Source organism: Brevibacterium sp. LAARM2_SD2 (assembly GCF_057364785.1).
Window position 1 is genome coordinate 166,782 of sequence record NZ_JBNFOM010000004.1, and the last position, 26,420, is coordinate 193,201.

At 69.6% G+C, this 26,420-nt stretch carries 25 protein-coding genes; 15 read left to right on the forward strand and 10 right to left on the reverse strand.

Annotated features, from left to right (window positions below):
* Positions 1 to 3: 3 nt before the first annotated feature.
* From AC2W7K_RS04370 to AC2W7K_RS04380, 3 genes are all read left to right on the forward strand, one after another.
* Positions 4 to 1,587, forward strand: coding sequence for an FMN-binding glutamate synthase family protein (locus tag AC2W7K_RS04370; RefSeq protein WP_198499883.1), 1,584 nt, complete (start codon positions 4 to 6; stop codon positions 1,585 to 1,587).
* A gap of 17 nt (positions 1,588 to 1,604) precedes the next feature.
* On the forward strand, positions 1,605 to 2,180 hold the full coding sequence (locus AC2W7K_RS04375; RefSeq protein WP_198499884.1) for a dienelactone hydrolase family protein: 576 nt from the start codon (positions 1,605 to 1,607) through the stop codon (positions 2,178 to 2,180).
* A gap of 650 nt (positions 2,181 to 2,830) precedes the next feature.
* A complete protein-coding gene (locus AC2W7K_RS04380; RefSeq protein WP_198499885.1) occupies positions 2,831 to 3,076 on the forward strand; it encodes a hypothetical protein in 246 nt (81 codons plus the stop codon).
* Between the two features lie 16 nt (positions 3,077 to 3,092).
* On the opposite strand, the gene AC2W7K_RS04385 is transcribed toward AC2W7K_RS04380, so the two are convergent.
* Complete coding sequence (locus AC2W7K_RS04385) at positions 3,093 to 3,953, reverse strand: MurR/RpiR family transcriptional regulator (RefSeq protein WP_198499886.1); 861 nt, start codon at positions 3,951 to 3,953, stop codon at positions 3,093 to 3,095.
* A gap of 115 nt (positions 3,954 to 4,068) precedes the next feature.
* Positions 4,069 to 4,872: a 3-oxoacyl-ACP reductase gene (locus AC2W7K_RS04390; RefSeq protein WP_198499887.1), complete on the reverse strand. Its 804-nt coding sequence runs from the start codon at positions 4,870 to 4,872 to the stop codon at positions 4,069 to 4,071.
* A gap of 201 nt (positions 4,873 to 5,073) precedes the next feature.
* On the opposite strand from AC2W7K_RS04390, the gene AC2W7K_RS04395 reads away from it, so the two are divergent.
* From AC2W7K_RS04395 to AC2W7K_RS04415, 5 genes are all read left to right on the forward strand, one after another.
* On the forward strand, positions 5,074 to 6,120 hold the full coding sequence (locus AC2W7K_RS04395; protein ID WP_486005783.1) for a hypothetical protein: 1,047 nt from the start codon (positions 5,074 to 5,076) through the stop codon (positions 6,118 to 6,120).
* Positions 6,121 to 6,364: 244 nt separating this feature from the next.
* Complete coding sequence (locus AC2W7K_RS04400) at positions 6,365 to 7,393, forward strand: 3-oxoacyl-ACP synthase III (RefSeq protein ID WP_198499889.1); 1,029 nt, start codon at positions 6,365 to 6,367, stop codon at positions 7,391 to 7,393.
* Positions 7,394 to 7,400: 7 nt separating this feature from the next.
* Positions 7,401 to 10,220 (forward strand): alpha/beta fold hydrolase, encoded by a 2,820-nt coding sequence (locus tag AC2W7K_RS04405; RefSeq protein ID WP_198499890.1) that lies wholly within the window; start codon positions 7,401 to 7,403, stop codon positions 10,218 to 10,220.
* Between the two features lie 44 nt (positions 10,221 to 10,264).
* Positions 10,265 to 11,254: an NAD-dependent epimerase/dehydratase family protein gene (locus tag AC2W7K_RS04410; RefSeq protein WP_198499891.1), complete on the forward strand. Its 990-nt coding sequence runs from the start codon at positions 10,265 to 10,267 to the stop codon at positions 11,252 to 11,254.
* 105 nt (positions 11,255 to 11,359) lie between these two features.
* Positions 11,360 to 11,911 (forward strand): AAA family ATPase, encoded by a 552-nt coding sequence (locus AC2W7K_RS04415; protein ID WP_376870991.1) that lies wholly within the window; start codon positions 11,360 to 11,362, stop codon positions 11,909 to 11,911.
* Positions 11,912 to 11,993: 82 nt separating this feature from the next.
* Here AC2W7K_RS04415 and AC2W7K_RS04420 read toward each other — a convergent pair whose 3' ends face one another.
* Positions 11,994 to 12,803, reverse strand: coding sequence for a hypothetical protein (locus AC2W7K_RS04420; RefSeq protein ID WP_198499893.1), 810 nt, complete (start codon positions 12,801 to 12,803; stop codon positions 11,994 to 11,996).
* Between the two features lie 104 nt (positions 12,804 to 12,907).
* Between AC2W7K_RS04420 and AC2W7K_RS04425 the strand changes: the two genes are divergently transcribed.
* Positions 12,908 to 14,818, forward strand: coding sequence for an acetate--CoA ligase (locus tag AC2W7K_RS04425; RefSeq protein ID WP_198499894.1), 1,911 nt, complete (start codon positions 12,908 to 12,910; stop codon positions 14,816 to 14,818).
* Positions 14,819 to 14,853: 35 nt separating this feature from the next.
* On the opposite strand, the gene AC2W7K_RS04430 is transcribed toward AC2W7K_RS04425, so the two are convergent.
* On the reverse strand, positions 14,854 to 15,039 hold the full coding sequence (locus AC2W7K_RS04430) for a hypothetical protein (protein WP_486005784.1): 186 nt from the start codon (positions 15,037 to 15,039) through the stop codon (positions 14,854 to 14,856).
* A gap of 888 nt (positions 15,040 to 15,927) precedes the next feature.
* On the opposite strand from AC2W7K_RS04430, the gene AC2W7K_RS04435 reads away from it, so the two are divergent.
* The gene (locus AC2W7K_RS04435; protein WP_232623748.1) at positions 15,928 to 16,593 is read left to right on the forward strand and encodes a MarR family winged helix-turn-helix transcriptional regulator; all 666 of its coding nucleotides are present in this window, start codon (positions 15,928 to 15,930) and stop codon (positions 16,591 to 16,593) included.
* 49 nt (positions 16,594 to 16,642) lie between these two features.
* Here the strand turns inward: AC2W7K_RS04435 and AC2W7K_RS04440 are convergent, their stop codons facing one another.
* From AC2W7K_RS04440 to AC2W7K_RS04455, 4 genes are all read right to left on the reverse strand, one after another.
* A complete protein-coding gene (locus tag AC2W7K_RS04440; protein ID WP_198499896.1) occupies positions 16,643 to 17,134 on the reverse strand; it encodes an SRPBCC family protein in 492 nt (163 codons plus the stop codon).
* 66 nt (positions 17,135 to 17,200) lie between these two features.
* On the reverse strand, positions 17,201 to 18,670 hold the full coding sequence (locus AC2W7K_RS04445; RefSeq protein WP_198499897.1) for an LssY C-terminal domain-containing protein: 1,470 nt from the start codon (positions 18,668 to 18,670) through the stop codon (positions 17,201 to 17,203).
* A 154-nt stretch (positions 18,671 to 18,824) separates the two neighbouring features.
* Positions 18,825 to 19,886 carry a MerR family transcriptional regulator gene (locus AC2W7K_RS04450; protein WP_198499898.1) on the reverse strand — a complete coding sequence of 354 codons (1,062 nt, stop codon included), beginning with the start codon at positions 19,884 to 19,886 and terminating at the stop codon, positions 18,825 to 18,827.
* 142 nt (positions 19,887 to 20,028) lie between these two features.
* Positions 20,029 to 20,700 (reverse strand): HEAT repeat domain-containing protein, encoded by a 672-nt coding sequence (locus AC2W7K_RS04455; RefSeq protein WP_198499899.1) that lies wholly within the window; start codon positions 20,698 to 20,700, stop codon positions 20,029 to 20,031.
* Positions 20,701 to 20,869: 169 nt separating this feature from the next.
* Between AC2W7K_RS04455 and AC2W7K_RS04460 the strand changes: the two genes are divergently transcribed.
* The 4 genes from AC2W7K_RS04460 to AC2W7K_RS04475 all read left to right on the forward strand — a co-directional run bounded on the left by AC2W7K_RS04460 (position 20,870) and on the right by AC2W7K_RS04475 (position 23,678).
* Positions 20,870 to 21,514, forward strand: a complete 645-nt coding sequence (locus AC2W7K_RS04460; protein ID WP_198499900.1) for a GyrI-like domain-containing protein — start codon at positions 20,870 to 20,872, stop codon at positions 21,512 to 21,514.
* A 96-nt stretch (positions 21,515 to 21,610) separates the two neighbouring features.
* The gene (locus AC2W7K_RS04465; protein ID WP_137826531.1) at positions 21,611 to 22,198 is read left to right on the forward strand and encodes a peptidoglycan-binding protein; all 588 of its coding nucleotides are present in this window, start codon (positions 21,611 to 21,613) and stop codon (positions 22,196 to 22,198) included.
* A gap of 13 nt (positions 22,199 to 22,211) precedes the next feature.
* Positions 22,212 to 23,201: an ABC transporter substrate-binding protein gene (locus AC2W7K_RS04470; protein WP_198499901.1), complete on the forward strand. Its 990-nt coding sequence runs from the start codon at positions 22,212 to 22,214 to the stop codon at positions 23,199 to 23,201.
* Between the two features lie 117 nt (positions 23,202 to 23,318).
* Positions 23,319 to 23,678: an ArsR/SmtB family transcription factor gene (locus AC2W7K_RS04475; RefSeq protein WP_140954867.1), complete on the forward strand. Its 360-nt coding sequence runs from the start codon at positions 23,319 to 23,321 to the stop codon at positions 23,676 to 23,678.
* 88 nt (positions 23,679 to 23,766) lie between these two features.
* Here the strand turns inward: AC2W7K_RS04475 and AC2W7K_RS04480 are convergent, their stop codons facing one another.
* On the reverse strand, positions 23,767 to 24,975 hold the full coding sequence (locus tag AC2W7K_RS04480; RefSeq protein ID WP_198499902.1) for a pyridoxal phosphate-dependent aminotransferase: 1,209 nt from the start codon (positions 24,973 to 24,975) through the stop codon (positions 23,767 to 23,769).
* Entirely contained in the window at positions 24,972 to 25,688 is a 717-nt protein-coding gene (locus tag AC2W7K_RS04485) for a peroxidase-related enzyme (protein ID WP_486005785.1), read from the reverse strand. The genes AC2W7K_RS04480 and AC2W7K_RS04485 overlap by 4 nt, the downstream gene beginning before the upstream one ends.
* A 149-nt stretch (positions 25,689 to 25,837) precedes the next feature.
* On the opposite strand from AC2W7K_RS04485, the gene AC2W7K_RS04490 reads away from it, so the two are divergent.
* A complete protein-coding gene (locus tag AC2W7K_RS04490; protein WP_198499904.1) occupies positions 25,838 to 26,146 on the forward strand; it encodes a cupin domain-containing protein in 309 nt (102 codons plus the stop codon).
* Positions 26,147 to 26,420: the final 274 nt, after the last annotated feature.

The window sequence follows — 26,420 nt, forward strand, 5'->3', positions numbered from 1 at the left end:
GCAATGAAAGGTCAGCTCCCCATCGTTCGCTTGGTCACCGGTGAGACCACGGGACAGCGCATCGCACGGATCGCCGCAGCCGCCTCGGCGGTCGGGCTCGGAGCACTCGCCGCCTGGGACGTCACGCAGAAGAAGCACTCGATCCTCCGCAACTACCCGATCGCGGGACATGCGCGCTTCCTCCTCGAGTCGATCCGACCGGAGATCCAGCAGTACTTCATCGAACGGAACTGGGACGGCCGACCCTTCAGCCGCGACGCCCGCACGACGATCTACGAACGGTCGAAGGGCATCCTCTCCGAGCACGCCTTCGGCACCGAGCACGACGTCGACCGCACCGGCTACGAAGCGCTCATGCACTCGACGACCCCGCTGCCCAACTCCCCCACCCCGCCGCGGATCCGGGTGGGCGGCAACGACTGCACCCAGCCCTACGACATCTCCCTGCTCAACGTCTCCGCGATGAGCTTCGGCTCGCTCAGCGACAACGCGGTGCGCGCGCTCAACAAGGGCGCGGCGATGGGCGGCTTCGCCCAGGACACCGGCGAGGGCTCGATCTCCCCGTACCACCAGGAGTTCGGCGGCGACCTCATCTGGGAGCTCGGCACCGGATACTTCGGCGCCCGCACCCCCGACGGCGACTTCGACCCCGACAAGTTCGCCGCGAAGGCCCAGGACCCGCAGGTCAAGATGACCTCGCTCAAGCTCTCGCAGGGAGCCAAGCCCGGCCTCGGCGGCGTCCTCCCCGGCAAGAAGGTCACCGAGGAGATCGCGAAGATCCGCGACGTGCCCGTCGGTCAGACGTGCATCAGCCCACCGAACCACCGCGTCTTCTCCACCCCGATCGAGCTGCTCCAGTTCATCGCGAAGATGCGCGAGCTCTCCGGCGGCAAACCCGCCGGCTTCAAGCTCTGCGTCGGCTCCCGCACCGAGTTCCTCGCGATCTGCAAGGCGATGCTCGAGACCGGGATCACCCCCGACTTCATCATCGTCGACGGCTCCGAGGGCGGCACGGGTGCCGCCCCCCTGGAGTTCGAGGACAACGTCGGCCTCCCCCTCACCCAGGGCCTGATGATCGTCCACAACGCGCTCGTCGGCGCGGGGCTGCGCGACCAGATCAGGATCGGCGCCTCGGGCAAGGTCGCGAGCGGCTCCGACATCGTCAAGCGCCTCATCCAGGGCGCCGACTTCACGAACTCGGCCCGCGCCATGATGATGGCCGTCGGCTGCATCCAGGCCCAGGTCTGCCACACCGGCAAGTGCCCCGTCGGCGTCGCCACGCAGGATCCCCGCCGCGCTCGCGCGATCTACGTTCCCGACAAAGCCGAACGCGTGCGCAACTACCACGACGGCACCGTCGCCGAGGCGGTCCGCCTCATGGCCTCGATGGGCGCAGCCCATCCCAGCGAACTCGAACCGACGATGCTCCGCCGCAACCTCTCCCCGTCCGAATCCTGGTCCTACGCCCGCCTCTACGACTGGCTCGAACCCGGCGAACTCCTCAACGGCGCCCCCGAGGACTGGGCCGCCGACTGGGCCACCGCCCGCGCGGACACCTTCCACATCGCCCGCGGACAGAGCCGCTGACCAGTCAGGACACGCTCATGAGCCGCATCGTCCTCCTCCACTCCGCGTTCGGGCTCACCCCAGGCATCGGCCGCATCGCCGACGAGTTCCGCAGCCGGGGCCACGAGGTCCACACCCCGGACTACTACGCGGGGCAGACCTTCACCAGCGCCGAGGCGGGGGTGGCCCATTCCCGGGACGTCGGGTTCCGCACGCTGGTCGACCGCGTCACCGAGCTGAGCAGCGAGCTGACCGGGCCGCTCGTGTTCGCCGGGCTCTCGCTCGGGGCGAGCGTCGCCCAGCAGATGGGCAAGAACGATTCCCGCGCCCGCGCGGCCCTCCTCTTCCACGGCGGCGGCTTCCCCTCCCGCACCCGCTGGCAGCCGCAGGTGCCCGTGCAGATCCACTTCGCCGTCGACGACGAATGGCGCACGCCGGGTCTTGCGGAGACCCTCTTGGAATCCGCCGCCGCTGCCGGGGCGCCGGCCGAGTCCTTCCTCTACCCGGGCGGCTCACACCTCTTCAGCGACCCCGAATCGCCGGACTTCGAGCCCGAGAGCGCCGCCCTGCTCCTCGCCCGCGCCGACCGCTTCCTCGCGGAGTTCGCGGACTGAATCGGCGGCACCTCGCCGCCCCCGCACCGGGCCCCTCACCGGGCCACTCGCCGAGCCGCTCGCCGGGCCCCTCAGCCGTCGCCCGCGGCGCCCCGCACGCCGCGGCAGAGCCCTTTCGCGGCGGTTTCCGATACAGGCAAGCTCACCTGACAAGCCCGCCTCATTGATGACGTCATTGAAAATCTTCTAAAAGTGGGGTTACATTCGTCACGCAATGTTCTACTCTGGAATGAAAATTCCATACCGGTGAGCGACCTTCGGAATCCGTGACGCACGGTCACCCCCGTGCCCTCGATTCCCCGGCTCAGGCTGCGATGCCCCGACCGTCCGCCTCCTCCAGCGAGCTCCGACGGCGGAGCTCCCTCATCGCCAGCACTCCGATGCGCACCGGCTGGCAGCGACCACCCCACGCTGCGAGCACCGCGCACCAGGCGAACTTCGCCGCTCCCCTCCTGCGCCCACCTCTGCGAACGGATCCCCATGACCAGCACCCGCCCCGATCCGACGGCTCCCACCACGAGCCGTCGGCGGACGCAGCCCGACTCCCCACCTGCGTCCACCCCTCGACGTACCCGGACGGCACCCCAGAACCCCGGCGCTCCCCGTGTCTCCTCGACACAGCACCGACATCCCTCGTGCCGGTGGTCGCGATGAACGACAGCGGGACGGGTGACATCCCGATCATCGGCACCCCGGCCTCCGGGATCCCCGTCACCCCGCCCGGGCCCGACGGACCGGCCCCCTACCGGGCGAGCGACAGCGGCTCGGGCAGCCTCGGCGGATCCGGAAACGGGCACACGACCACCGGCGGTGCCGGCGAACGGTCCTACGCGATCCCGACCGGGTTCCCGAGCGTCCCCTTCGGCCAGCGACGCCACCCGGGACGACGCCGATGAGCTGGACCGCCGCCCCTCACAGCCGGTCCGCGCCCCTGCTCAGCCGCAGCCGCAGCGGGTCGATGCGGCTGAGGCGGTCGACAGCGGCCTCCCCCAGCTCGGCGGCGACGAGCTCGCTCACCGTCTCGACGAGCGCGAGCATCGGAGCGAGGGTGTCCGCCGGCCCTGCCGCCCGGACCTCGGCGGTGAGCACCCGATCAGCCAGCGACGCCGCCGGGGAGAGCCACAGGTCGGTGAAGACGACGACGGTGAGGCCGAGTTCCTTCCCGATCCGCACCACCTCGGTGATCGCCGGATCGTAGCGCCGGACATCGAGGACGACGAGGATGTCGCCGCGTTTGAGGTCGAGGAGATCAGCGGCCGCGAGCAGCGGATTCGCGTGCACCCGGACGACCCCCGAACGCACCGAGCCGAGCTGCGCGTGGAAGATGTCGGCGATGTGGGCCGTGTACGTCGCGCCGACGAGGGCGACGCTGCGCTTGGGTTGGGCGAGGAGCTCGACGGTGCGCTCGAGCTCGTCGCCGATGACCGAGTCGAAGGTCTCATCGATGCCCGCGTGGAACGCGGCCCGCGCCGCATCGAACTCCGCCCCCTCACCGGGGGCGAGCGCCTGCGAGAGATTCGACTCCTCGCGCTCGCGCATCTCCGCCTTGAGGGCGTCCTGGAACTCCCGGTAGCCGCTGAAGCCGAGCGTGCGCGCGAACCGCACGACCGAGGGTCCGCTGACACCGGCGGCGTGCGCGAGGTCAGCGATCGGCTCGAGCCCGGCGAACGGGTAGGCGGCCAGGACGGCGCGTGCGATCTTCTTCTCCGCCGGAGTGAGCCGGGACATCACCGCACGCAGGCTGATGGCCAGGCTCGGCCCGTCGTCCGTCATCGGTCCCTCTCCTTTGGAAATCGCCCTCGACTCCACCGCCCAGGCAGCACGATTCCCGCAGGTCACCGCCTCAACTATCGCTCCAGCATAGCGAGGCCGAACTGGAAATGGGGTGTCAGCTCATGACATACCCGTTGTCGACGATGAGGTTCTGTCCGGTCACCGCGCGGGAGTCCGGGGAAGCGAAGAAGACCACCGCCGAGGCGAACTCCTCCGGAGTCGTCACGTGCCCGAGCGCACTCGCCTCAGCGATCCGGTCGAAGACCTCCTCCGCCGTCGCCGCCGAGGCGTCCGTAGTCCGCAGGAGACCGCCGGAGACCATGTTGACCCGCACCCCGAGCGGCCCGAGGTCCCGCGCGAACGTCCTGGTCAGCGCGAGCAGCGCCGCCTTCGCAGCGGTGTAGTCGTGATACGGCACCACCGGGTTCTGGACGAGGTTCGAGCCGACGTTGATCACCCGCCCCGAACCGATCTCCCGGAACCCGCTCATCGCCGCCTGGACCGTGTTCATCGCCGAGCCGACGGTGCCGCGGAACTGGGCGGAGAGGTCCGCGAAGTCGATCTCGTCCGCCGGCTGCCGCCCCTCGACGTCGAACGTGTAGTCCATGAGCGCACTGTTGACGACGGTGGACACGGGCATCCCGAACTCGGCGTGGGCGGCGTCGAACATCGCATCGACGGCCCGGTCGTCGGTGACATCGGCCTCGAGAGCCGCCGCACGTCCGCCGCGAGCCCGGATCGCCTCGGCGAGCTCCTCCGCGGCATCCGCGGAATAGCGGTAGTTGACGACGACCGCGGAGCCGACGTGGGCGAACGCCTTCGCGATCGCCGCCCCCAGGCCACGGCCGGCTCCGGTGACGAGGACGAGCTGCTGGTCGAGCGGCATCGCCGCGGTCGAGAAGGCCTGGGCGTTGCTCATCGGGAATCTCCTTCGAAGGCCGGCGCGAGTGCTCTGCAGTCAGCTTACCCAGGACAGGTGCAGTCAGGGCGGTTGCACGGCAGAGTCACAGGAACGCCGGATCTCAGGAGCGCCGAGTCGCAGGACCGCGCGCGGGAAGCCAATAGAATAGGACAAGACCACTGTTGTCCAATCCACCGTCTGCCCTGCAAGGAGGAGCCTATGGCCGAGATCGGCGCCAACCTCTCGATCGGAGTCCTCGCGGCCATCGTCGTGATCCTCATCTACGTGCTCGCCGCGAAGGTCGGCAAGTGGTACCCGGCCCCCGAGTACCGCGGCCCCGGCGGAGCGCAGCCCGGGCAGCCGGGTTACGGACAGCAGGGTCAGCCAGGCTATGACCAGCAGGGATACGCGCAGCAGGGCTACGGGCAGCCGGGGCAGCCGCCGACGCAGCAGCGTCGCCGGGACATGCGCGCCTACAGCGCCGACGAGGCCGAGACCCGGGTGATGTCGACGACCGAGGACGATGAGAAGGCGACGACCGCCGAGCTCACGCAGAACATCGCCCACTCCGGTCAGATGATCGCGCAGAACCGGCGGGCGGCGACGGCCGGCAACGGTGACACGCTCGCGGTCTTCACGTACATCCTCGGCGCGGGTCTGCTCGCGGCCATCGCGTTCGTCTTCTTCAACAACCTCCTCCTGCCCGCCACGGTCGGCGCGCTCGTCGGTGCGATCATCTGCGTGGCGCTGGTCGCGACGTACACGATCCGGAACCTCGACTTCTGGCCGGACAATTCGACGATCACGATCATCAACCTCGGCGTCGCCCTGGCCGCCGCGCTCGTCATGTACATCGGGGCCAGCCGCACCGAACGCGACCGGATGACCCTCAACTCGATCATGGACTCCCTCGATCCGCTGCCGCTGGGCGAGGGGTTCTCCGGCTTCATCACCGCGATCGGCGACCGCGTCGTCACGTTCTTCGAAACGTACGGCTTCCTCGGCTTCGTCTTCCTCCTCTTCATGGCCATCGGCGCGATCATCGTCTTCACGCTCGCCGCGAAGTCCCTCATCGACGTCATGGACTGGCGGATCTTCGCCCAGTTCGGCCACAACGTCACCGATCGGCCGATGGCGTACTCGCGTGCCGAGCGCTTCCAGTCCTCGAAGGTCTCGCACACCGTGACCTCGATCGTGCTCGCGGGCATCGCGGTCCTCGCCGCGACCGGCCTGCTCTACGACGGGTTCACGTGGTTCACGCGCTGAGCCGCCTGCGGGCGCGGCAGCCCGGGCCCGCAGGCGTAGCAGTCCGGGTGCCCAGGCGCAGCAGGTCGCCACAGACCCCGGCAGCAGCCCCGGCACCTGGGCGGGAACCGCGCCGCGACGGCACTGAGCACAGTCTCAGACACCGCGCGCTAGGATAGTCCCCGAACTTCCTCCGCCCACCCTGCCCGCCAGGACGGTGGGCGCAGACGTCGACGAACGACCCGAAAAGGGATGAGAACCTCAATTGGCGAACGGCAACGCAACTTTCCGTCACTCGAATGTGGCTCTTCTCGGTCTGGCCGAGATCATCGCCCCCAACGTAGTGACCTCCCACGAATTCGACGAGCGCCTCGCCGATACTCTGACCACCCTCGGACTCCCGACCGGACTCCTCCAGCGCGTGGCAGGCGTTGACGCCCGCCGCAACTGGGATCAGCCGGCCGAGTTCGTCGCCGGGGCCGTGGCCGCCGGCAAGAAGGCCCTCGCCGAGGCGGGTGTCGAGCCGGGTGCCATCGGGCTGATGGTCAACACCTCCGTCACCCGCGAGCACCTCGAGCCCTCGGTGGCCGTCGGCGTCCACGCCGGCATCGGCCTCGGGCCGCAGGCGATGAACTTCGACATCGCCAACGCGTGCCTCGGCTTCGTCAACGGCATGACCCTGGCCGCGAACATGATCGACGCCGGGCAGATCGACTACGCCCTCGTCGTCGCCGGGGAGGACGCCTCGCGCGTCCAGGAGGCGACCCTGCGTCGGCTCACCCGCGACGGCATCACCCGTGAGGAGTACCTCAACGAGTTCGCCTCGCTCACGCTAGGCTCCGGGGCGGCCGCCGCCGTCATCGGCCCCGCGGATCGGCATCCGGAAGGCCACCGCATCCTCGGCGGGATCACCCGTGCGGCCACCCAGCACCATGAGCTCTGCGTGGGCGACCACAACGGGATGTTCACCGACACGAAGGGACTGCTCGCCGGCGGCATGGAGCTCGTCGTCGCCGCGTGGGAGGAAGCCCACGAGGACGGCTGGGATTGGCGGAACATGGACCGATACGTCATGCACCAGGTCTCCGACGTCCACACGAACTCGATCACGCGCGCCGCGGGCCTCGACCCCGAGCGGATCCCCGTGACGTACCCCGAGCTCGGCAACGTCGGGCCGGCCTCGCTGCCGATCACGCTCAGCCGCGAGGTCGAATCCCTGGAGAAGGGCGACCGCATCCTCTGCATGGGCGTCGGCTCCGGGCTCAACACCGCAATGACCGAGATCGAGTGGTAGGACATCGATGAACCATCCCGGACGGCCGGCCGCCCTTCCCCCGACGCTGCCCGAATGGGATCCCGCGTGGTCCCGGATCGTCGAGGTCGACACCGGCGACGACGCGCATGCGTTCCACGTCCTCGACACGCTGTCGGCCCTGCGCGCCGAGGGGATCGAACCGACCGGCACGATCCTCGCCCTCCACGGCAATCCGACGTGGTCGTTTCTGTGGCGTCGCCTCGCCGCGGCCACCGTCGAATCCGCGCGCTCCGGTGGGCGCGCGTGGCGGCTCATCGCCCCCGACCAGCTCGACATGGGGTTCTCCGAGCGTCTGACCCATGACGGCCTGCCGACCCCGCACGGCCCCGAGGTGCGCCGCATCTCCCAGCGCATCGCCGATTTCGATGCCGTCGTCACAACCCTCCTCGCCGAGGCGGCCGGCAGTTCCGCAGCCGACACCGCCGAGGCGGGGCCGGAGCATCCCGTCGTGACGATCGGCCATGACTGGGGCGGTGTCCTCTCGCTCGGGTGGGCGGCCCGGAACACCGACCGGGTCGCGGCCGCGATCAGCCTCAACACCGCCGTCCACCAGCCCGAGGACGCACCGCTCCCGGCCCCGCTGCGGGCCACGCTCGCCGGCCCCATGCTGCCGACGGCCACCGTCGTCACCGACGGCTTCCTTCGGGTGACGCTGCGCCTCGGCGAGCTCTCCCCCGAGGTCCGTGCGGCCTTCCGCGCGCCCTACGAGTCCGCGTCGCTGCGGCACGGGATCGGCGGGTTCGTCGCCGACATCCCCGTCGACGAGCACCATCCCTCGCATGCCGAGTTGCAGCGCATGGGCGCGGACATCGCCGCCTTCGACCGTCCCGCGCTCCTCGTGTGGGGCCCGAAGGACCCGGTGTTCCTCGAGCGCTACCTCCGCGACCTCCGCGGGCGCCTCCCGCAGGCCGACGTCCACCGCTTCGAGCTCGGCTCGCACCTCGTCAGCGAGGACTACGACGTGCCTGGGCTCGTCCTCGACTGGCTCACCGCGCAGTTCCCGACGGCTGCGGACTCCGGGGCCGCCGCGGACTCCGGGGCCGCTGCGGACTCCGCAGCGAGGGCCGGCACCGGCTCCTCCGCCTCGACGGCGACCGCCTCGGCGCGACCCACAACACCAGCACCGGACGCGGCGCAGGACACGGCATCCACCCCACGTCCGGTCACCGCGATCCTCGACGCGCGCGCCGACGACGAGACGATCGCCTCGGTGGACTTCTCGCAGGATCCCGCCCAGCAGATCTCGTGGCGGCAGCTGTGGCATGTCACGACGAGCATCGCGCACGGCCTGCGCGACCTCGGCGTGCGACCCGGCGACCGGGTGTCGATGCTCGTGCCGCCGGGCAACAACCTCACCGCCGCGCTCTACGCGTGCCTGAAGATCGGCGCGGTCGCCGTCGTCGCCGACGCCGGGCTCGGCCCGCGCGGCATGACGCGGGCGGTCACTTCGGCTGATCCGCAGTGGATCATCGGGGAGCTGCCCGGACTCGGCCTCGCGCGAGCGTTCGGGTGGCCCGGGCGCCGGATCTCCGTCTCCCCGCTCGGCCCGCTGCAGCGCCGGCTCTTCCGCACCGAGACGAGCCTCACCGAGCTCGCGCGCACCCCGCACACCGGTGCCCTGCCGACGCCGACCGGAGCGGACGATGCCGCGATCCTCTTCACCTCCGGGTCGACGGGTCCGGCGAAGGGCGTGCGCTACACGCACGCGGACATCGCCGCGCTGGCCGCCGTCCTCACCCGGGTCTTCGACGTGCGGGAGGGCACGGGCCTCGTCGCCGGATTCCCGCCGTTCGCCCTGCTCGGACCGGCGATCGGGGCCACCTCGGTGACGCCGGACATGTCCGTGACGAAGCCGAAGACGCTCACCGCGGCCGCGATCGCCGAGGCGATCATCGCCGGTGACGCGACGATGGTCTTCGCCTCCCCCGCCGCGTACCGCAACGTCGCCGCCACCGCGGGCGACCTCAGCGCCGAGCAGCGGGCCGCGTGCGCACAGGTCGAGCTCGTCCTCTCCGCCGGCGCCCCGGTCCCGCTCGACCTCATGGACGCCATCGCCGAGGTGTTCCCCGCGGCAGCGATCCACTCGCCGTACGGGATGACGGAGGGACTCCTCCTCACCGACATCGACCGTGAGGGGGTGGCCGCGGCGGCGGCCGGGGACGACCTCGGCGTGTGCGTGGGCACCCCGATCGACGGGGTCGAGCTCGCGCTGGCCCCGATCGACGACGCGGGGAACTCCGCCGATGAGCTGCTCACGGGCACGGACGCGCGGGGCCGCCTCGGCGAGTTCGTCGTCAGCGCCGCCCACCTGAAGTCCGGGTACGACAATCTCTGGCGCACGTCTGCGCAGGCGGCGCGCGACAGCCTCGGCGGGCGGTCCTGGCATCGGACGAACGACATCGGGCACATCGACGACGCCGGTCGGGTGTGGCTCGAGGGTCGACTGCAGCACGTCGTGACGACGCCGCGCGGGCCGGTGGGTCCCGGCGGGCTCGAGGCGCTCATCGACACGGACCCCGAGGTCAGCCGCAGCGCCGTCGTCGGGGTCGGTCCGCGGGGGACGCAGGCGCTCGTCGCCGTGCTCGACGCCGAGGGGACCGCGCTGCCACCGGGCCTCGCCCCGCTCGACCTCTCCGCGCGGCTGCGCGCCCGGGTCGCCGAGGTCGACGGCCAGGATCTCGCGGCTGTGCTCGTCGCCCCGACGTTCCCCACCGACATCCGCCACAACTCGAAGATCGACCGGTCGCGGTTGGCCGCCTGGGCCGCTCGCGTGCTCACCGGCGACGGCGTTCCCCGTCGCGTGTGAGTGCGGCCACCCGGCAATCTGCGGCCACCGACCTGAGGAGCCTCATGAAGATCACCGTCACCGGAGCCTCGGGCCTGCTCGGCTCGTCCGTGGCCCGCGCCCTCGTCGCCGCCGGCCACGCGGTGACGACGCTCCAGCGGCGCCCGTCGGGAGTCGAGGGTGCCCGCGATGTCCTCGGCACGGTGACCGATCCGAACGCCGTCGCCGAGGCGGTCGCCGGGGCCGATGCGGTCATCCACCTCGCCGCGAAGGTGTCGCTGACCGGTGACCCGAGCGAGTTCGCGGCCGTCAACATCGGGGGGACCCGGACGCTCATCTCTGCGGCGCAGACCGCGGGAGTGGAGCGGTTCGTCCACATCTCGTCACCGTCGGTGGCGCACACCGGCGAGTCGATCGTCGGCGACGGTGCAGGCCCGGCCTCCCCCGATCACGCCCGGGGCGAGTACGCCCGGACGAAGGCCGCCGGGGAGCGGCTCGCGCTGGCTGCCGATGCCGACGACTTCCGGGTCCTCGTCCTCCGGCCGCACCTCATGTGGGGTCCCGGCGACACTCAGCTGACCGAACGCGTCATCGACCGGGCCCGGGCGGGCCGGATGCCGGTGCTCGGGTCGGGGGCCGCGCTCGTCGACACGCTCTTCGTCGACAACGCCGTCGAGGCGATCGTCGCGGCGCTGGCCGCTGTCGACGTCACGCACGGGGAGGCGCTCGTCGTCACGAACGGACAGCCGCGTCCGATCGGCGAGCTGATGTCGCGGATCGCGATCGCCGGCGGGGCCGCGGAGCCGCGGCTGCGGATTCCGGTGGCGCCGGCGCTGGTCGCGGGGTCACTCGTCGAGCGGGTGTGGGACCTGTCCGACCATGACGACGAGCCCCCGCTCACCCGATTCCTCGCCGAGCAGCTCTCGACCGCGCACTGGTTCGACCAGCGCCGGACGCAGGAGGTGCTGGGCTGGACGCCGCGCGTGAGCATCGAAGAGGGCCTCGACCTCCTCGCCGCGCACTGTGCGCAGCGCGGGGGCGGCAGCGGCGCGTAGGGGCGTCGCTGCTCCGACGGGCAGAGCGTGGCACCGGTGCGTCGCCTCGGAGGTCGCGATCTCGGCTCGAATCCGCGTCACAGGTGACGACTGCACAATGGGTCCATGACTCCGACCGCCCCGTCACCGGTGATCCTGCTCGCAGGCGTTCCCGGAGCGGGCAAGACGGAGACCCTCAAGGAGGTCCGGCGGCGGGCGTCGTGGCTGCGGGTCTCCGATCCGGAGACCGTGCGTGACGGCCTGCGTCGCCTCGCCCCCTGGCTGCCGTACACGCTGGGGCGTCCGATCGTCCACACGATCGCTCATGTGCTCGCGCTCTTCCGGATCCTCCGCCGAGGCGGTCCCCCGCTCATCGTCCACGATCCCGGCACCCGCCGGTGGAGCAGGCGGCTCTTCCTGCGTCTGGCGCGGCTGAGTCGGCGCCCGGCCATCGGCGTGTTCATCGATGTCGATCGCGATGTGGCGCTGCGCGGTCAGAAGAGGCGGTCGCGCATCGTCCGCGGTCCCGCGTTCGCCAGGCATTGGCGGCGGTGGCTCGGCCTGCGTTCGCACCTCATCGCCGAGGAGGAGCCGACGCCCGGGGAACGCTGGCCGCAGATCGTGCTGACGACGAGGGATCGCGCCGTCGACGATCTCCTCGCCCTCGTCGGCCGCTGAGGCGGAGCCGCGTCGAGCCGGCGCAACCTCGCGGGGCGACATCAGTCTCTGTCCCTGCCCGCTCAGCGGGATGACACCAGGGTCAGCGGGACTCGCGCGGATCCTCACCGTGATAGTCGCCGGAGTCCTCGCCCTCGTACGAGCTCGATTCCTCGCCCCGGTAGCCCGAGCCGGAGCCCTCGGCGTCGCGGGCATCGGCTTCGTCGTCGAGAGCGCTCGAGGAGATCCCCGGCTGCCCGACGGGCGGAGCCTCGAGGGACGAATTCGTCGCTGTCTCCTCGTGGGCATGGTCCTCGGAGTCGCCGTCAGTCCTGTCGTCGGCCTGCGCCGCGTCCGCACCGTCGGCACGATCCTCGCGCTCCGCTGAACCTTCGCCGGAGCCTCCTGCTGCCACAGCACCCGCGCGACCCGGTGAGTTCGCGCCGCCAGTGGCCCGGCCATCCGCGTCCCTCCGGCTGCCGGCGCTCTCCTCCGCGTCAGCCCCCGCAGACCGCTGTCCAGCGGCGTCCGCAGGGCGCTTTGCGTCAGCCTCCGCAGGCAGCTCGCCGTCGCCTTCGCTGCCCGTCTCCTTCTTCAGCCGTTCGATGTCCTCGGACTCCTCCACGGCCGCGTCGTAGCGCTCGAGACTCACCCCCGCCTCGGCGGCGAGCTGGGCACGACGCTCCGCACGGGCCCGCGCGCGCTCCTCCTCGCTGAGCTTCGGCTTCGCGGTCTCGGCGTGCTGGCTCGGCCGCACCGCCTCCCAGATGAGGAGCACGGCGACCATCGTCACCCCGACGATGCCGCCCATGATGAGCGACCCCCACGGGCGGGGCATCGAGAAGAGGTCGGCGAAGATGTTGACGACGAAGAGAAGGACGACGCCGAGGACGAGAGCAACGAGATAGCGCATCTCCCCATTGTGCCCCGTGAGCCTGAGCAGATGAGGGAGGTCGCAGATCACGGTTCGCACGCCCCACCTCGGCGAGGAGATGTGCCATGCGTCACAATGGGGACATGAACGCGAAATACGATGACGTCATCGCAGAGATCTCGCAGGACCCGGGCGCCTTCTGGCTCACGCAGGCCAAGGAGCTCATCGACTGGGTGAAGGAGCCGACCGAGGCCGTCGACGACGCGAACGCCCCGATCTACCGCTGGTTCCCCGACGGCGAACTCAACGTCGCCTACAACGCGCTCGACCGCCACGTCGCCGCCGGCCGCGGCGATCAGGCTGCGATCATCTACGACTCGCCCGTCACCGACACCGTCCGCACGATCACGTACGCGCAGCTGCTCGACGAGGTCTCCCGCTTCGCGCGCGCTCTCTCCGACCGCGGCGTCGAGAAGGGCGACCGCGTCGTCATCTACATGCCGATGATCCCCGAGGCGGCCGTCGCCATGCTCGCGTGCGCGCGCCTCGGGGCGATCCACTCCGTCGTCTTCGGCGGGTTCGCCCCGGCCGAACTCGCCGTGCGCATCGACGACACCGCGCCGAAGACGGTGATCTCCACCTCAGCGGGCGTCGAGCGCGGCCGCGTCCTCGAATACAAGCCGATGCTCGATGAGGCGATCACCATCGCCGAGGCGAAACCCGAGTTCACCGTCATCGTCCAGCGTCCCGAACACCGGGCCGAGATGGGCGAGACCGACCTCGACTACGCCGAGCTCCTGGCCGCCACCCCCGAGGGCATCGACCCGGTGACCGTGAAGTCGACCGACGAGCTCTACGTCCTCTACACCTCGGGCACGACGGGCAAGCCCAAGGGCATCGTCCGCGACTCCGGCGGCTACGCGGTCGCCCTGGCCTACTCGATGCCGAACATCTTCGGCCTCGAACCCGGCGACACGATGTTCACCGCCTCGGACGTGGGCTGGGTCGTCGGGCACTCCTACATCGTCTACGGTCCGCTGCTCGCCGGGGTCACCTCGGTGCTCTTCGAGGGCAAGCCGATCGGCACCCCGGACGCGGGCACGTTCTTCCGCATCATCGACGACCACGACGTCAACGTCCACTTCACGGCGCCGACGGCGATGCGCGTCGTCCGCAAGGAGGATCCCGACGGGGCGCTGATGAGGAAGTACGACCTCTCCTCCCTGCGGGCGTCGTTCCTCGCCGGTGAGCGGCTCGACCCGGACACGTACGAATGGACGACGTCGAAGCTCGCCGAGGCGACCGGTCGTGACATCCCCGTCGTCGACAACTGGTGGCAGACGGAGACCGGGTGGCCGATCGCGGCGAATCCGCTCGGCCTCACGCAGTTCCCCCTCAAGCCGGGGTCACCGACCAAACCCGTGCCCGGCTATCAGATCGAGGTCGTCGACCCCGGCGGCGCCCCGGTGCCCGCGGGCCAGGAGGGGCTCATCGTCATGAAGCTGCCCCTGCCACCGGGGACGATGGCGACGGTGTGGGGCGACGATTCGCGATTCGTCTCCTCCTACCTCGCCGCGTTCGACGGCTACTACCTCACCGGCGATTCCGGTTACCTCGACGAGGACGGGTACGTCTTCGTCATGGGCCGCACCGACGATGTCATCAACGTCGCCGGCCACCGGCTCTCGACCGGAGTGATGGAGGCCGTCATCGCGTCCCACCCGGCCGTCACCGAGGCGGCGGTCATCGGCGTCCACGATGACACGAAGGGGCAGAGTCCGCGGGCGCTCGTCGTCCTCGGTGATTCCGCCGAGGCGGTCGATGCGGATGCGATCAAGGCCGAGCTCGTCGCGATGGTGCGCCGGGAGATCGGGCCGGTCGCCGCATTCCGCGAGGTCGACATCGTCTCTGCGCTGCCGAAGACCAGGTCGGGAAAGATCCTGCGCAAGACGATGCGCGAGATGGCCGACGGCGCCGAGAACCCCGCGGTGCCCTCGACGATCGAGGACCGCACCGTGCTCGACGACCTCGAGGCCGTGCTGCGCCGCAACTGATGGAAGGCGCCGGGGCTGCCGGTGGCTCGGCGGGGTCAGTCGTCGCGACGCTTGCCGGCCTCGAAGCCCTTCTCGAAACCGTCGGCGAATCCCCGCTCGTAGGCATCGTCGCGTCCTCGACCGCGATCGCCTCGCGCACCGCGGACGAACTGCGCGAAGAACTCGCGGGGGGTCCCAGTCGACGTCGGGGCCGCAGCCGGAATCGGAGCGCCCGCGTCCACGCGGTCCGCCACGGTCAGCCGAACGGCTGCGGTCCGCGCCGGGCCCGAAGCCGTCGCGGCCTCCACGGCTGCGCCGACCGTGGCCGCCGAAACCGCGACTCGGCCCGAAGCCACGTGAGGGATCGAAACCGCGCGAGGGGTCGAAGCCGCGCGAGGAGTCGAAACCGCGGCGGCGGGCGAACTCGCGCATGCGGTCGCGGACCTCGCGGATGTCCTCCTCGTCGGGACGGAGTTCGTCGACGATCTTCGTCAGCGTCGCGATCATGGCTGCGACCTCGTCATCACTGAGAACCTCCTCGACGCGCGCATTGACGCGGTCACGCAGCGCGCGGACCTGGGCCCGGATCTCGGCTTCACGGGTGGCCTCATCGGCGGGCTCGGTCTCGGCGGCATCATCGAGCCAGGCATCACCGGCCACGACGTCGTCAGTGCGCCGATTGCGCCGTGCTCGTCTCCGCAGATCCGCGACCTCGCGCGGATCGATGTCGGCATCGTCCATCGCCGAGAAGAAGTCCCGACGCAGGGTTCTGCCGACCTGACGAAGAAGATCGGCGAGCTGCGGCGCATCGTCGCTCACCTCATGGTCGATGGGCCGGTCGCCCGCGTCTGTGCCTGTGCTGTCGACATCTGTGCTGTCGACGCCCGTGCCGTCGACGACGTTCGCCTCAACGGGCTCGGCAGCGTTCGCTCCGGACGAGTCGGCCTCACCACGCGCGCGGTCTGTGCCCGCCGCCTCGGTGCTGTCGGTGTCGCCACGGCCGTCACGGTCATTGTCATTGTCAAAGTTGTGTGGGGTGGACATGTCATCTCCTTTACTTGTTATCTGACATGTATATGTATAGTCACATGTATTCCCAAAGCATGTCAAGGGACATGTAAAATCGAGGCATGGACACCACCGACAAGATCGCCGAGGCGCTCACCAAGCTCCAATGGAGGCGCGGCTTCCGCGGATTCGCGGGCCCGGGAGGACCTGGCGGACGCTCGGGAGGTCCCGGGGGCCGTCACGGCCGACAGCACGGCGGACCGTTCGGCAAGGACGGGCTCTTCGGCGAGAACGGCCCCTTCGGCGACGGCGGACCGTTCGGTGACAGCGGTCCCTTCGGCAAGGACGGTCCGTTCGGCAGCCACTTCACCGACACGGACGGCCCCGGTCACGGGGAGACCGTCGGACGCGATGAGTGGCGGGAGTGGGCACGCCGCCTGGGCGGTCGCCTCGGCGGACGTGCCCAGCTGCGTCTCCTCATCGCACTCGCCCAGGTGGGGCATGCGATCGGCGTCAGCGCCCTCGGCGAGGCGATCGGCGTCGATCAGCCTCGCGCCTCGCGCCTCGTCGCGCAGGGCGTCGAACTCGACCTCCTGCGCAGGGAGGCCGACCCCGACGACGCCAGACGCACGCTCATCGCGCTCACCGACAAGGGGCGGGCGATCACGAACCGCTTCCTCGGCGCGCAGAAGGCCAGCGTCGATGTCGCACTCGACTCGTTCACCGACGAAGAGAAGGAAACCCTCGCGAACCTCCTCACCCGCCTCGCCGACGCCTGGCCGAAATAGGATCGCCTCGGCCAGGCGAACTCACGGCTCAGCGAGTACTCAAGCCCGGTCACGCCTCGGCGAGGGCCTTGAGCCTCTCGAGCGATGCTCGCAGGCTGTCCGCCGTCGTCGACTGCGCACGCGGCAACCGCTGCGGGTCGCGCAACTCCGTCCAGTCGTAGGTGTGGCGCACGAGCACAGAGCCCTCCACTGCCGGTTCGAGCTCCCATCTCCAGACATGCCCGAGCATCGGCTGACCCACCTCGGCGGGCTTCCACGCGATCCGCCGCCCCTCCTCGAAGTCGACGACGTGATTCTCCCGATCGACACCCTTCGTCAGCGTCGTGATGAACGTGCCCCCGGTGCCGGTGATGCGCTGACCGGGCGCCGCCTCGCCGAGGTTGTCGTTGCCGTCCCATTCCGGCTGCCGGGCGGGATCGGCGATGAGTTCGAAGACCTCGGCCGCGGGGGCGTCGATGGTGATCTCTGCGGTGACGACCTTGAGGGCGGGGTCGATCGTGTCGAAGACGGAGTCGTCGGCGGGTGTCGGGGAATCGGTCATGGGCGTCCTCTCGTCGTTGAGTCTGCCGCTGCGGCAGCCGCTTTCAGACTACTCCGCGGCATCGCCTCAGTCCTCGATCGCGCGGTCCTGCCGGTCGGCTCGGGCCGCCTCGGTGCTGAAGCGGGTGAAGAGACGGGAGGAGTCGCTGGAGAGCGTGAGCAGGACGCCGACCTGCAGGGCGATCGTCATGAGCGAGTAGAAGTTCGTCTCGACGTCGCTGTCGCCGGTGAAGAAGTTCGTCATCGAGACGATGACGGAGAACGTCGACAGCGCGAGGATCCACAGCCGGGCGCGGTTGCTGCCGCGGAAGACGGCGATGCTCGCGATGACCTGGATGATGCCGATGAGCAGGCTGATCCCGATGAGGATGCCGGCGACGATCCGGGCGACCTCCTCGTCGGAGAGTCCGCCGGCGTCGCCCTCGACGCTGGCGACCGCTGCGCGCACGCTCCCCCAGTCGGTGAAGGTGCTCGCGACGTCCCAGGCCTGGAAGATGAGGAGCACGAGTACGAGGCCGGCGCCGATGAGGGTCTGCAGCGGGCGCTTGCTCCACAGCGTCCGGGCGACGTCGGAGACCGTGTGCGACTGGTTGTAGATCTGCGTGGCGTCGAGCGCGAGATCGAGCCGATCGGGGTAGTCGGAGGAATCGGTCGTGACGCTGTCGACATCGAGGATCGGCAGATTGCCGTCGGTGATGATCGCGTCGCCGCCGCCGTTGCGCGAGTGGTATCCGGTGGAGAAGTCCTTGATGACGTCGACGGTCACCGACGGTTCGGCCTCGGTCACCGTCTTGACGATGTAGTCGCGTTCGACGTCGGTGTTCTCTTCGATCTTGTGGGTGATCTGCAGGGTGAAGAGCGAGAGGCCGACGCTCTTGTCATACGTGCCCGCGGCGAGCCAGCCGACCTCGTATCCGCCGGGCAGCAGCCACCCCTTGGGCGTCTTCCAGAAGCGGACGTGGTGCCGCTGACCCGGATCGCCGTCGACCTCCTGCTGATAGGCGAAGTCCTGCCGCCGGCCGAAGAGGAGCAGTGGCGAGACCGGGGCCTCCGGGTAGCTCTTCTTCGTCAGCGTCGACTTGATGATGCCCCACGTCGAGGCGGCGGTGATCTCGTCGGCGAGGGTCCACCCGGCCGCTTTCATCGCGTGATGGATCTGCGCCTCCTCCCCCTTGAACGCGAGATTGACGGGGTCGCCGAGCAGTCCGTCGGACGTCCGCGCCCGCCCGATGAAGTAGTTGGGGACGTAGATCTGCGTGAGGATCCGGTGCAGCCGGGGAAGGGTGAGATAGGAGATGACCACCCAGAAGACGAGCAGGGTGAGCAACTGCCACCATCCCAGGGTGAAGCCCTTGATGAGGATGAGGATGGCGAGGAACGTCGAGGCGGCACCGCCGAAGAGGAAGAAGAAGTAGTCGAGGACGCCGGTGACGGTGTGCCGGGTGCGGCGGAAGGTGAACGCCTGCCGACGCCTGCCCCGATCATGGCTGTCGGGGGTCCCGGGCGTGGGATCCGGTGCCGCGGTGTGTGACGTCATGGGCCAATTGTAGTGAGCGCACGGCCGTTGCGGGGGACAAGGCAGCATTCACATGACGCCGAGGTGACCCGCCGTCCCGCTGCGCGTCTCGCAGGCGGTCGGCAGGCTGTTCGCTGCCGCTGTGTGCGATCCCGACCGCACGGCCCACTCGACCTCACTGGGTGCGACGTCGGCGCAGACCCGCTGCGGCTGTCGCCGCGATCCGCGGGTCGATGTCCTCGCTCAAGCGCGCGATGAGGCCGTCGCTGAGCGGCCCCGGGATCTCGAGGAGCACTTGGAGGACCTGCAAGCGCTCATGCGGGTCGTGGGATTCGCTGCGCTCGTGCAGCTCGACGAGGATCCATCCGGTCACCGAGCCCGGCGCGCTCCGCGAGTCGTGGCTGTCCTCGCCGTAGTAGCCGCCGAGGAGTTCGGCCGCCTCGACGTCGGTGTCGCCGCCCATGGCCATGTCCATGAGGGCAGAGGCGACGATCGGGTCGCGCTGCCGGCCCAGGGCGAGAGTCGCGAGAGTCCTCACCTGCGGGTCGTCGTCGCCCAGGCCGGACCGCAGCGCCGCAACGAGGTCATCGGCGATGACCGCGCCGAGGTCGTCCGCCGAGGTGGTCCTCGCGATCTCGTCGAGCGCGCGGACGGCGTTGCGCCGCACGGCAGGATCGGCTGAGTCGAGACCGCCGATGAGGTGCGGGACGGCCTCGGGAGCCGACTGCGCGAGCGCCCATCGCATGGCTCCGGCGACATTGAGCACGGACTCGTCGAGGACCGCCGCGACCAGGGTCTCGACGGGCACTCCCCCGTCGACCCCGACGCCGAGCGCGGCCTTGTGGCGTTGGATGGCATCACGGGATTCGAGCGAGCGCATGAGGTCGATCGCCGCCAGCAGACCGTCGCCATCGGTGAGACCGACCCGGTCGATCCGCTCGAGGTGGTCGAGAAGGGTCTGTTCCGCGGCGATCCGGGACCGCGTCGCCGCGATGAGCCGGGTGACGAGCTCCCCGGCGCCGAACGAGGGCTCGTCGAGGACTGTGCCCACGTCGGACAGCGACATCCCCAGCTTCCGCAGTCCCTCGATGTGGAAGATGCGGCCGATGTCGGCAGCGGAGTAGTCGCGGTAGCCGCTCGACGTCCGCTCACTCGGGGCGAGCAGTCCGAGCGATTCGTAGTGTCTGAGCATGCGTGCGCTCACTCCCGACCTTCGGGACACCTCACCGATGCGCATCCGCACCTCGCTTTCCCCTCAGGCACAGGCTCGCGGCCTCCGGATTCATGAGGAAGGAGTCCGAGCCGCCGGCCCCGCGGGCGACACCGTGCTTGCCCCACACAGTATCGCCCGCAGGCAACCGACCCTTCCCAAAACCGGTCTATGCCGACGCCTCGGACCCCAGTGCGACCACCCGCTTGGCCTCGTTCAAGGCGTGAGCGAAACCGGCGTCGGGGTCATGGAACATCTCGACCGTCGCCAGAGCGTGTGCCCGCACTGTTTCTTCCTCTGCCTCCACACTGCCATCCACCACTGACACGACATCCTCGCCCAGGGACACCAGCGCCCTGCTCAGGCTCTTCTGCATCTCGACATCACCGCGTCCCAACTGCGTGACCAGGAACGATGCCAGCTCGTGCCGACTCTCACCCGGCACCAGCGCAACCGCGGACCTCCACGCACTGCGGGCCACCTCGGCGTCGGGATGAGCGATGAGCACGCAGCCGACGACGGCAGGATCCATCGCCGCCCAGGCACGGCGGTCCCCGATCTTCGACAGCGTATGCAGGGCCTGACTCCGGGCCTGCGGGGTCTCCGACTCGAGTTCGGCGATGAGCCGGGCGACGACGAGGTGGGGCGACAGGCGCGTCAGGGCCCACGTGAGCATGTCGCGGACGAAGAAGTCGGGCTCGGTGCGACTGCGTTCGATGAGGACGTCGAGGAAGCAGTCGTCCGCCTCGGTGCCGATCGCGAGCGCGGCCTGCAGCCGCTGCTGCGCAGGGCCCGAGCGCAGCGCCCGGGTGAGTTGTGGATGGGTCGGTTGTCTGGTCATGTCATCCACCTCCTTCACTCCCCACTCAAGACCCTGACAGCGTGTCAAGGTCAAGCCCCGGCGCGACCGAAGTGCGCCGCCCGATGCCGACTCCGGCTTAGAATCAGAGGGCATCGCCACACCATCTCCGCCCCAGACGGTCGCCCGCACTTCCGCACAGGAGCAGCCCGTGGACAAGATCGATCTCAAGAAGACCCTGCCGAGCTATCGCGCCCGCCACGGCGAATTCGACGTCATCGAGGTGCCGCCGCGGGCCTATCTCATGATCAACGGCCACGGCGACCCGAACACCTCGCCCGAGTTCACCTCGGCGGTCGAATCCCTCTACCCGCTGGCGTATGCGCTGAAGTTCTTGAGCAAGCGCGAGCTCGGCCGCGACTACGTCGTCCCCCCGCTCGAAGGACTGTGGTGGGCCGCGGACATGAGCGCCTTCACCACGGCCCGGGACAAGTCCGCGTGGGACTTCACCCTCATGCTCCTCGTCCCCAACTGGCTCGATCGCGCGCAGGTCGAAGAGGTCGCCGAGGCGGTCGAGCGGAAGAGCGCTCCCCCGCGACTGCGCGATGTCCGGTTCGAGACCCTCGACGAGGGGACGTGCGTCCAGACGCTCCACATCGGGCCCTTCGACGCCGAGGCCGAGGTGCTCGCCCGCCTCCACGACGAGGTCATCCCCGACGCCGGCCTGATGATGACCGGCAAGCATCATGAGATCTACCTCAGCGACTTTCGGCGGACGGCGCCGGAGCGGCTGCGAACGATCCTCCGCCAGCCCGTGCGCCGCCGATCCGAACGACGCCCACCCGTGCGCCGCTGAGATCACTCCCGCATCGAGGGTTTCGTGACCTTCCTGTGACAAAAACCACGGCGTGGTCACATTGGCCCTTAAGTTTGTTGCATTATCGTTATATTCATGCCTCGACAGACTCGACACCGCAAGGGACGCCGGTCCCCGCTCGTCGGTGCCCTGATCGGCCTCGGAGCAGCAGCGGCGGCGCTGGCGATCGCCGCTGTCGTCATCATCAACGCGCCCGTGTCCTTCGGCTCGACGACCATCAGGCAGATGCAGATGTCCTCCGTCCAGCAGCTCAACCAGCAGCAGATCGACAATGCCCGTCTCATCATCGCCGTCGGTCGCGGCGGCGGCTTCGACGACGAGGCGATCCGGATCGCACTCATGACCGCGCTCCAGGAGTCCTCGCTGCGCAACATCGACTACGGCGACCGCGATTCCGTCGGCCTCTTCCAGCAGCGGCCCTCGCAGGGCTGGGGAGAGCCGAGCGAACTCACCGATCGCGTCTTCGCCACGAAGTCGTTCTACGGCATCAATCCCGAGGTCCACAACCCGGGCCTCGACCAGATCGAGAACTGGCATCGGATGACGCCCACCGAGGCGGCACAGGCCGTGCAGCGGTCGGCCTACCCGGATGCGTACGGCCAGTGGGAGACCCTCGCCGACGACCTCATCGGCACCCAGACGGACGTCGAAGCGCTGCCCTGACTACACTGGCCGGGTGAAACTCAGCACCGCATTCCCCGCCATCGCCTCTGCCACCACCGCAGCCCTGCTCGTCAGCGGCTGCTCGATCCTGCCCGGCCCCGCCGATGACCAGGCCCGCGGCAGCTATCCGCAGACGATCGATTCGCCCTACGGCACCACCGAGATCGCCGAGCAGCCGACGACGGTCGCCGTGACCAGCCCCGTCGACCTCGACATCGCCCTGTCCCTCGGCGTCGATCCCGTCCTCGCCCCGACCGCCGACACCGCGGACGACGGCGGCCTCTCCCCCTGGGCGGCCGCTGCGCTCACGGACAAGGGGCTCGACGCCCCGGCCACCTACGACGCCGCGGACGGGCCCGACCTCGACGCCCTGAAGAAGGCCGCTCCCGACGTCATCCTCGCCACCGGCCTCGACTCCGCCGAGGCGGACTACGACGCGCTGTCGCAGATCGCTCCCGTCGTCGCCTCGGCGCCGGATGCCACGTGGACCGATCGCACCGCCGCTGTTGCCACGGCTCTCGACCGGGCGGATGAGGCGAAGACGGTCGTCGATGACATCGCCGCGTCCGCCGACGACATCGCCGCAAGCCACCTCGAGTTCGAGGACACCACTTACACGTTCGCGAACGTCGAGAAGTCCTCGGTCGACTACCTCTCCTACGACGGCAGCGACAGCAGCTTCTTCACCGGTCTCGGGCTGCTGCCGTCCACCTCGGCGAAGGAGTACACCGCGGAGGAGCACGAGGTGAAGAAGTCCCAGGTCGACCGCCTCGACGCCGATGTCCTCTTCATCCACTTCCCCGATCAGGGCGAGGGCCTGTTCGACAAGGCCGACCTCGCCGACCCGTTCTACCGCGAGGTCAAGGTCATCCGCGGCAAGCACTACGCGATCCTCGACGACGACGAGTTCACCGCCCTGACGAACCTCTCGCCCCTGAGCTACCCATGGCTGCTCGATGACCTTCCCGACGCCATCGGCACGGCCGAACAGGGCGAGGCCTAGGCGCTCTTCACCCTGACCGCCGCGGTTCCGGGGCCGGTCAGTCCCGACCCAGGATCTCGCCTCGGCGAGCGTCGCCTCGGTTGAGGGACCGCACAGCTGTTGCGGTAACCTCAGTCCATGGCTGCCTCTTCTGATTCCGTCCCGGTCAACGCCGACGTCGAGGCCCTGCTGCGCGATCCCGAGGGCAACCTCGAGGCGATCTCCGAGACCGCCGACCTCTTCAAGGCGCTCGCGACTCCGTCCCGGCTGAAGATGCTCCTCGTCCTCGCGCACGGCGAGGCGACGGTGACGCACATCGTCGATTCGACGGGGCTGTCGCAGCCGCTCGTGTCCCAGCACCTCAAGTTCCTCCGCGGGCTCCACCTCGTCGGGGTCAACCGCGTCGGCCGGGAGGCGTACTACTCGCTCAAGGACGACCACGTCGCCCACATCATCCTCGACGCGATCGCCCACACCGTCGAGGGCCACGAGCACTGAGCTCCCGCCCGGTCATGTGAGGTCTGCGCCTCGCCCGGACACGAAAGCCCCCGCACCCCGCCCGGTCGCGTGAGACCCGCGCCGGCCCTCAGCTGAGGTGGTCGAGGACCCGGTCGAGCGCCTCGGCGGTCCGGTCGGCACCGACGGCCAGGGACAGGCGCACGGATCGCCAGCCGTCCACGGAATCGAAGTCGTCGCCTGGGGCGAAGGCGACGCCCGTGGCCTGGAGGATGTCCTCGCACCAGTCGGTCGCCGTCGCGAACCGACCGTCCGAGCGGGCGAGGATGTCGTCGATGCGGGCATACATGTAGAACGCGCCATCGGGCGGGGCCATATCGGTGAACCCGAGGTCATCGGTCGCGGCGAGGACATGGTCCCGGGCGCGGGCGAACGAGGCAACGGCAGCTTCGCACTCGGCATAGGACTCGGGGTCGAAGGCGGCCAGGGCGGCGTACTGGGCGGGGACCGGAGCGCACAGGGCGAGGTTGCCGGTGACGTTCGTCGCGGCCGTGACGAGGCGCTCGGGCAGGATCGCCCAGCCCAGCCGCCACCCGGTCATCGCCCAGTACTTCGAGAACGAGGAGATGACGATCGCCTCGTCGTCGTGGGCGAGCGCGGTCTCCCCGGGCGTGCCGATGTAGCTGATGCCGTGGTAGATCTCGTCGGAGATCACCTGGACGTCGTGGTCGCGGCACCAGCTGATGAGCTCGCCGAGGTGGTCGGCCCCGATCATCGTTCCCGTCGGATTCGCGGGCGAGGCGAGCATGAGGCCGGCCAGCGGCGCCTCGGCGTGGGCCTGCTCGAGGAGGTCGACGGTCGGCTGGTAGCCGTGGTCGGCACCGCAGTCGAGCTCGACGATGTCAGCACCGAGGGCGGCGAGGATGTTCTTGTACGCGCCGTAGCCGGGGCGGGCCACGGCCACCCGGTCGCCGACGTCGAAGCACGTGAGGAACACCGTCTGGAAGGCGCCGGAGGATCCCGTCGTCACCTGGATCCGCTCGATCGGGATGTCGACGCCGTACCAGTCCTGGTAATGACCGGCGATCGCCTCCCTCAGGTCGGGGATGCCGAAGATCGCCGAGTAGCCGAGGTTCGTGCCGTCGCTCAGCGCCTCGGCCGCCCGCCGTTTGACCGGGCTCGGGGCTCCCTGCGTCGGTTCGCCGAGGCACATCGCGATCGCGTCGCGTCCCTCCCGCTGCATCTGCTGGACCTTGGCGACGATGTTCATCGCAGCGAACGGACGGACGCGGCCGGCGCGTTCGGAGACGTGGAGGCTCGGCGTGTGGTCGATGGTCATCGTCGGTTCGCTTCCTTCGGGGTCGGGGTCGCCGGCGCAGGGGCGGCCGTCGATTCGCTGGGCTGACGCGCTGTCTCGGTCGGTGCGGGAGCGTCCGTGTCCGCCGGCTCCCTCGAATCGGCCGTGTCGGCGGCAGGGGCCGCCGCCTCGGTGCTCCGCTTCTCGCGCGGGGTCCGGCCCATGAGGTGGAATTCGGGGTTCGGGCGCATGCCGGCGATGTGGGCCATCCGGTTCGAGAGTCCGAAGAAGCCGGTGATCGCGGCGATGTCCCACGCGTCCTCCGCGTCGAAGCCGTGGGCGGCCAAGGCGGCGTGGTCCTCCTCGGTGATCGTCCACGGCGCCTGCGCAACCGTCATCGCGAAGTCGAGCATCGCCTTCTGCCGGTCGGTGATGTCCGCGTGGGCGTAGTCGACGGCGACCTGGTCGGCGACGAACGGGTCCTTCGCGTAGATCCGCAGCACCGCACCATGGGCGACGACGCAGTAGAGACAGTGATTGGCCGCCGAGGTGGCTGTCACGATCATCTCGCGATCGGCCTTCGTGAGGTTCCCCGTCTCCTTCTCCATGAGGGCGTCGTAGTAGGCGAAGAACGCGCGGAACTCGTCGGGGCGACGAGCCAGGGAGAGGAAGACGTTGGGGACGAATCCCGTCTTCTCGGACACGGCAAGGATGTGCTCGCGGATGTCGTCGTCGACCTCGGCGATGTCAGCCATGGGGTATCGCATAGTGCACATGCTAGCCGTCGCCGCAGCAGTCGGCTTAGGGTGGGCGGACGGCCGCAGGCTCTGCCGGAGCAATTCCCGCTGGGACATCGCTGCGGCCCAACCCTCTGGCGCGCACCACCAACGAAGGAGTCGGGACGATGAGCACAGATGACGCAGCAGCGGACACCGGGGCGACCGGGGAGGTGCAGCTCGACAACGGAGTGTTCCGGGTGACGAAGTGGACGATCGAGCCCGGCGGGATCATCCCGATGCACCGGCACGAACACGAGTACGTCGTCGTGCCCATGGTCACCGACACGATGCACGTGCGCAATGCCGACGGCACCGAGCTGACAGCGGAGCTCGAAGCCGGCGTCGCCTACACGCGTGCCGCCGGTTCCGAGCACGAGGTCTCCAACCCGGGCAGCGACGAGGCGGTCAACTTCGTCGAGGTCGAAAGGCTGTGACGCGGCCGGGCTGGCGGGGTCTGAGCTGATCTCCCGGACGCAGAGTGTCGAATCTGCCCTCGCGATTCGACACTCTGCGTCCGGAGAATCGCGGACTTCCGTTGATCCTCCACTGCCCACCGACTTGAGGTCGTTCTGGACAGATCATTCAGCGGCGGTTTCTAACTTCTAGTGCAACACCCTGGCCCCAGTGGCAAGGGAACACGAGAAGGAGGAATCGCGATGGGCACGAAGCTTATCTATCGAATGCCGAGCACGGTCATCGACGAGGCAC

What these genes read in the sequence shown, in the direction of transcription:
- AC2W7K_RS04490 (WP_198499904.1), top strand. Translation starts at nt 25,838, where the DNA reads ATGAGCACAGATGACGCAGCAGCGGACACCGGGGCGACCGGGGAGGTG.
- AC2W7K_RS04480 (WP_198499902.1), bottom strand. Translation starts at nt 24,975, where the DNA reads ATGACCATCGACCACACGCCGAGCCTCCACGTCTCCGAACGCGCCGGC.
- AC2W7K_RS04485 (WP_486005785.1), bottom strand. Translation starts at nt 25,688, where the DNA reads ATGGCTGACATCGCCGAGGTCGACGACGACATCCGCGAGCACATCCTT.
- AC2W7K_RS04395 (WP_486005783.1), top strand. Translation starts at nt 5,074, where the DNA reads ATGGCCGAGATCGGCGCCAACCTCTCGATCGGAGTCCTCGCGGCCATC.
- AC2W7K_RS04390 (WP_198499887.1), bottom strand. Translation starts at nt 4,872, where the DNA reads ATGAGCAACGCCCAGGCCTTCTCGACCGCGGCGATGCCGCTCGACCAG.
- AC2W7K_RS04420 (WP_198499893.1), bottom strand. Translation starts at nt 12,803, where the DNA reads ATGCGCTATCTCGTTGCTCTCGTCCTCGGCGTCGTCCTTCTCTTCGTC.
- AC2W7K_RS04385 (WP_198499886.1), bottom strand. Translation starts at nt 3,953, where the DNA reads ATGACGGACGACGGGCCGAGCCTGGCCATCAGCCTGCGTGCGGTGATG.
- AC2W7K_RS04465 (WP_137826531.1), top strand. Translation starts at nt 21,611, where the DNA reads ATGCCTCGACAGACTCGACACCGCAAGGGACGCCGGTCCCCGCTCGTC.
- AC2W7K_RS04410 (WP_198499891.1), top strand. Translation starts at nt 10,265, where the DNA reads ATGAAGATCACCGTCACCGGAGCCTCGGGCCTGCTCGGCTCGTCCGTG.
- AC2W7K_RS04435 (WP_232623748.1), top strand. Translation starts at nt 15,928, where the DNA reads ATGGACACCACCGACAAGATCGCCGAGGCGCTCACCAAGCTCCAATGG.
- AC2W7K_RS04445 (WP_198499897.1), bottom strand. Translation starts at nt 18,670, where the DNA reads ATGACGTCACACACCGCGGCACCGGATCCCACGCCCGGGACCCCCGAC.
- AC2W7K_RS04440 (WP_198499896.1), bottom strand. Translation starts at nt 17,134, where the DNA reads ATGACCGATTCCCCGACACCCGCCGACGACTCCGTCTTCGACACGATC.
- AC2W7K_RS04450 (WP_198499898.1), bottom strand. Translation starts at nt 19,886, where the DNA reads ATGCGCATCGGTGAGGTGTCCCGAAGGTCGGGAGTGAGCGCACGCATG.
- AC2W7K_RS04370 (WP_198499883.1), top strand. Translation starts at nt 4, where the DNA reads ATGAAAGGTCAGCTCCCCATCGTTCGCTTGGTCACCGGTGAGACCACG.
- AC2W7K_RS04415 (WP_376870991.1), top strand. Translation starts at nt 11,360, where the DNA reads ATGACTCCGACCGCCCCGTCACCGGTGATCCTGCTCGCAGGCGTTCCC.
- AC2W7K_RS04475 (WP_140954867.1), top strand. Translation starts at nt 23,319, where the DNA reads ATGGCTGCCTCTTCTGATTCCGTCCCGGTCAACGCCGACGTCGAGGCC.
- AC2W7K_RS04405 (WP_198499890.1), top strand. Translation starts at nt 7,401, where the DNA reads ATGAACCATCCCGGACGGCCGGCCGCCCTTCCCCCGACGCTGCCCGAA.
- AC2W7K_RS04455 (WP_198499899.1), bottom strand. Translation starts at nt 20,700, where the DNA reads ATGACCAGACAACCGACCCATCCACAACTCACCCGGGCGCTGCGCTCG.
- AC2W7K_RS04425 (WP_198499894.1), top strand. Translation starts at nt 12,908, where the DNA reads ATGAACGCGAAATACGATGACGTCATCGCAGAGATCTCGCAGGACCCG.
- AC2W7K_RS04380 (WP_198499885.1), top strand. Translation starts at nt 2,831, where the DNA reads ATGAACGACAGCGGGACGGGTGACATCCCGATCATCGGCACCCCGGCC.
- AC2W7K_RS04375 (WP_198499884.1), top strand. Translation starts at nt 1,605, where the DNA reads ATGAGCCGCATCGTCCTCCTCCACTCCGCGTTCGGGCTCACCCCAGGC.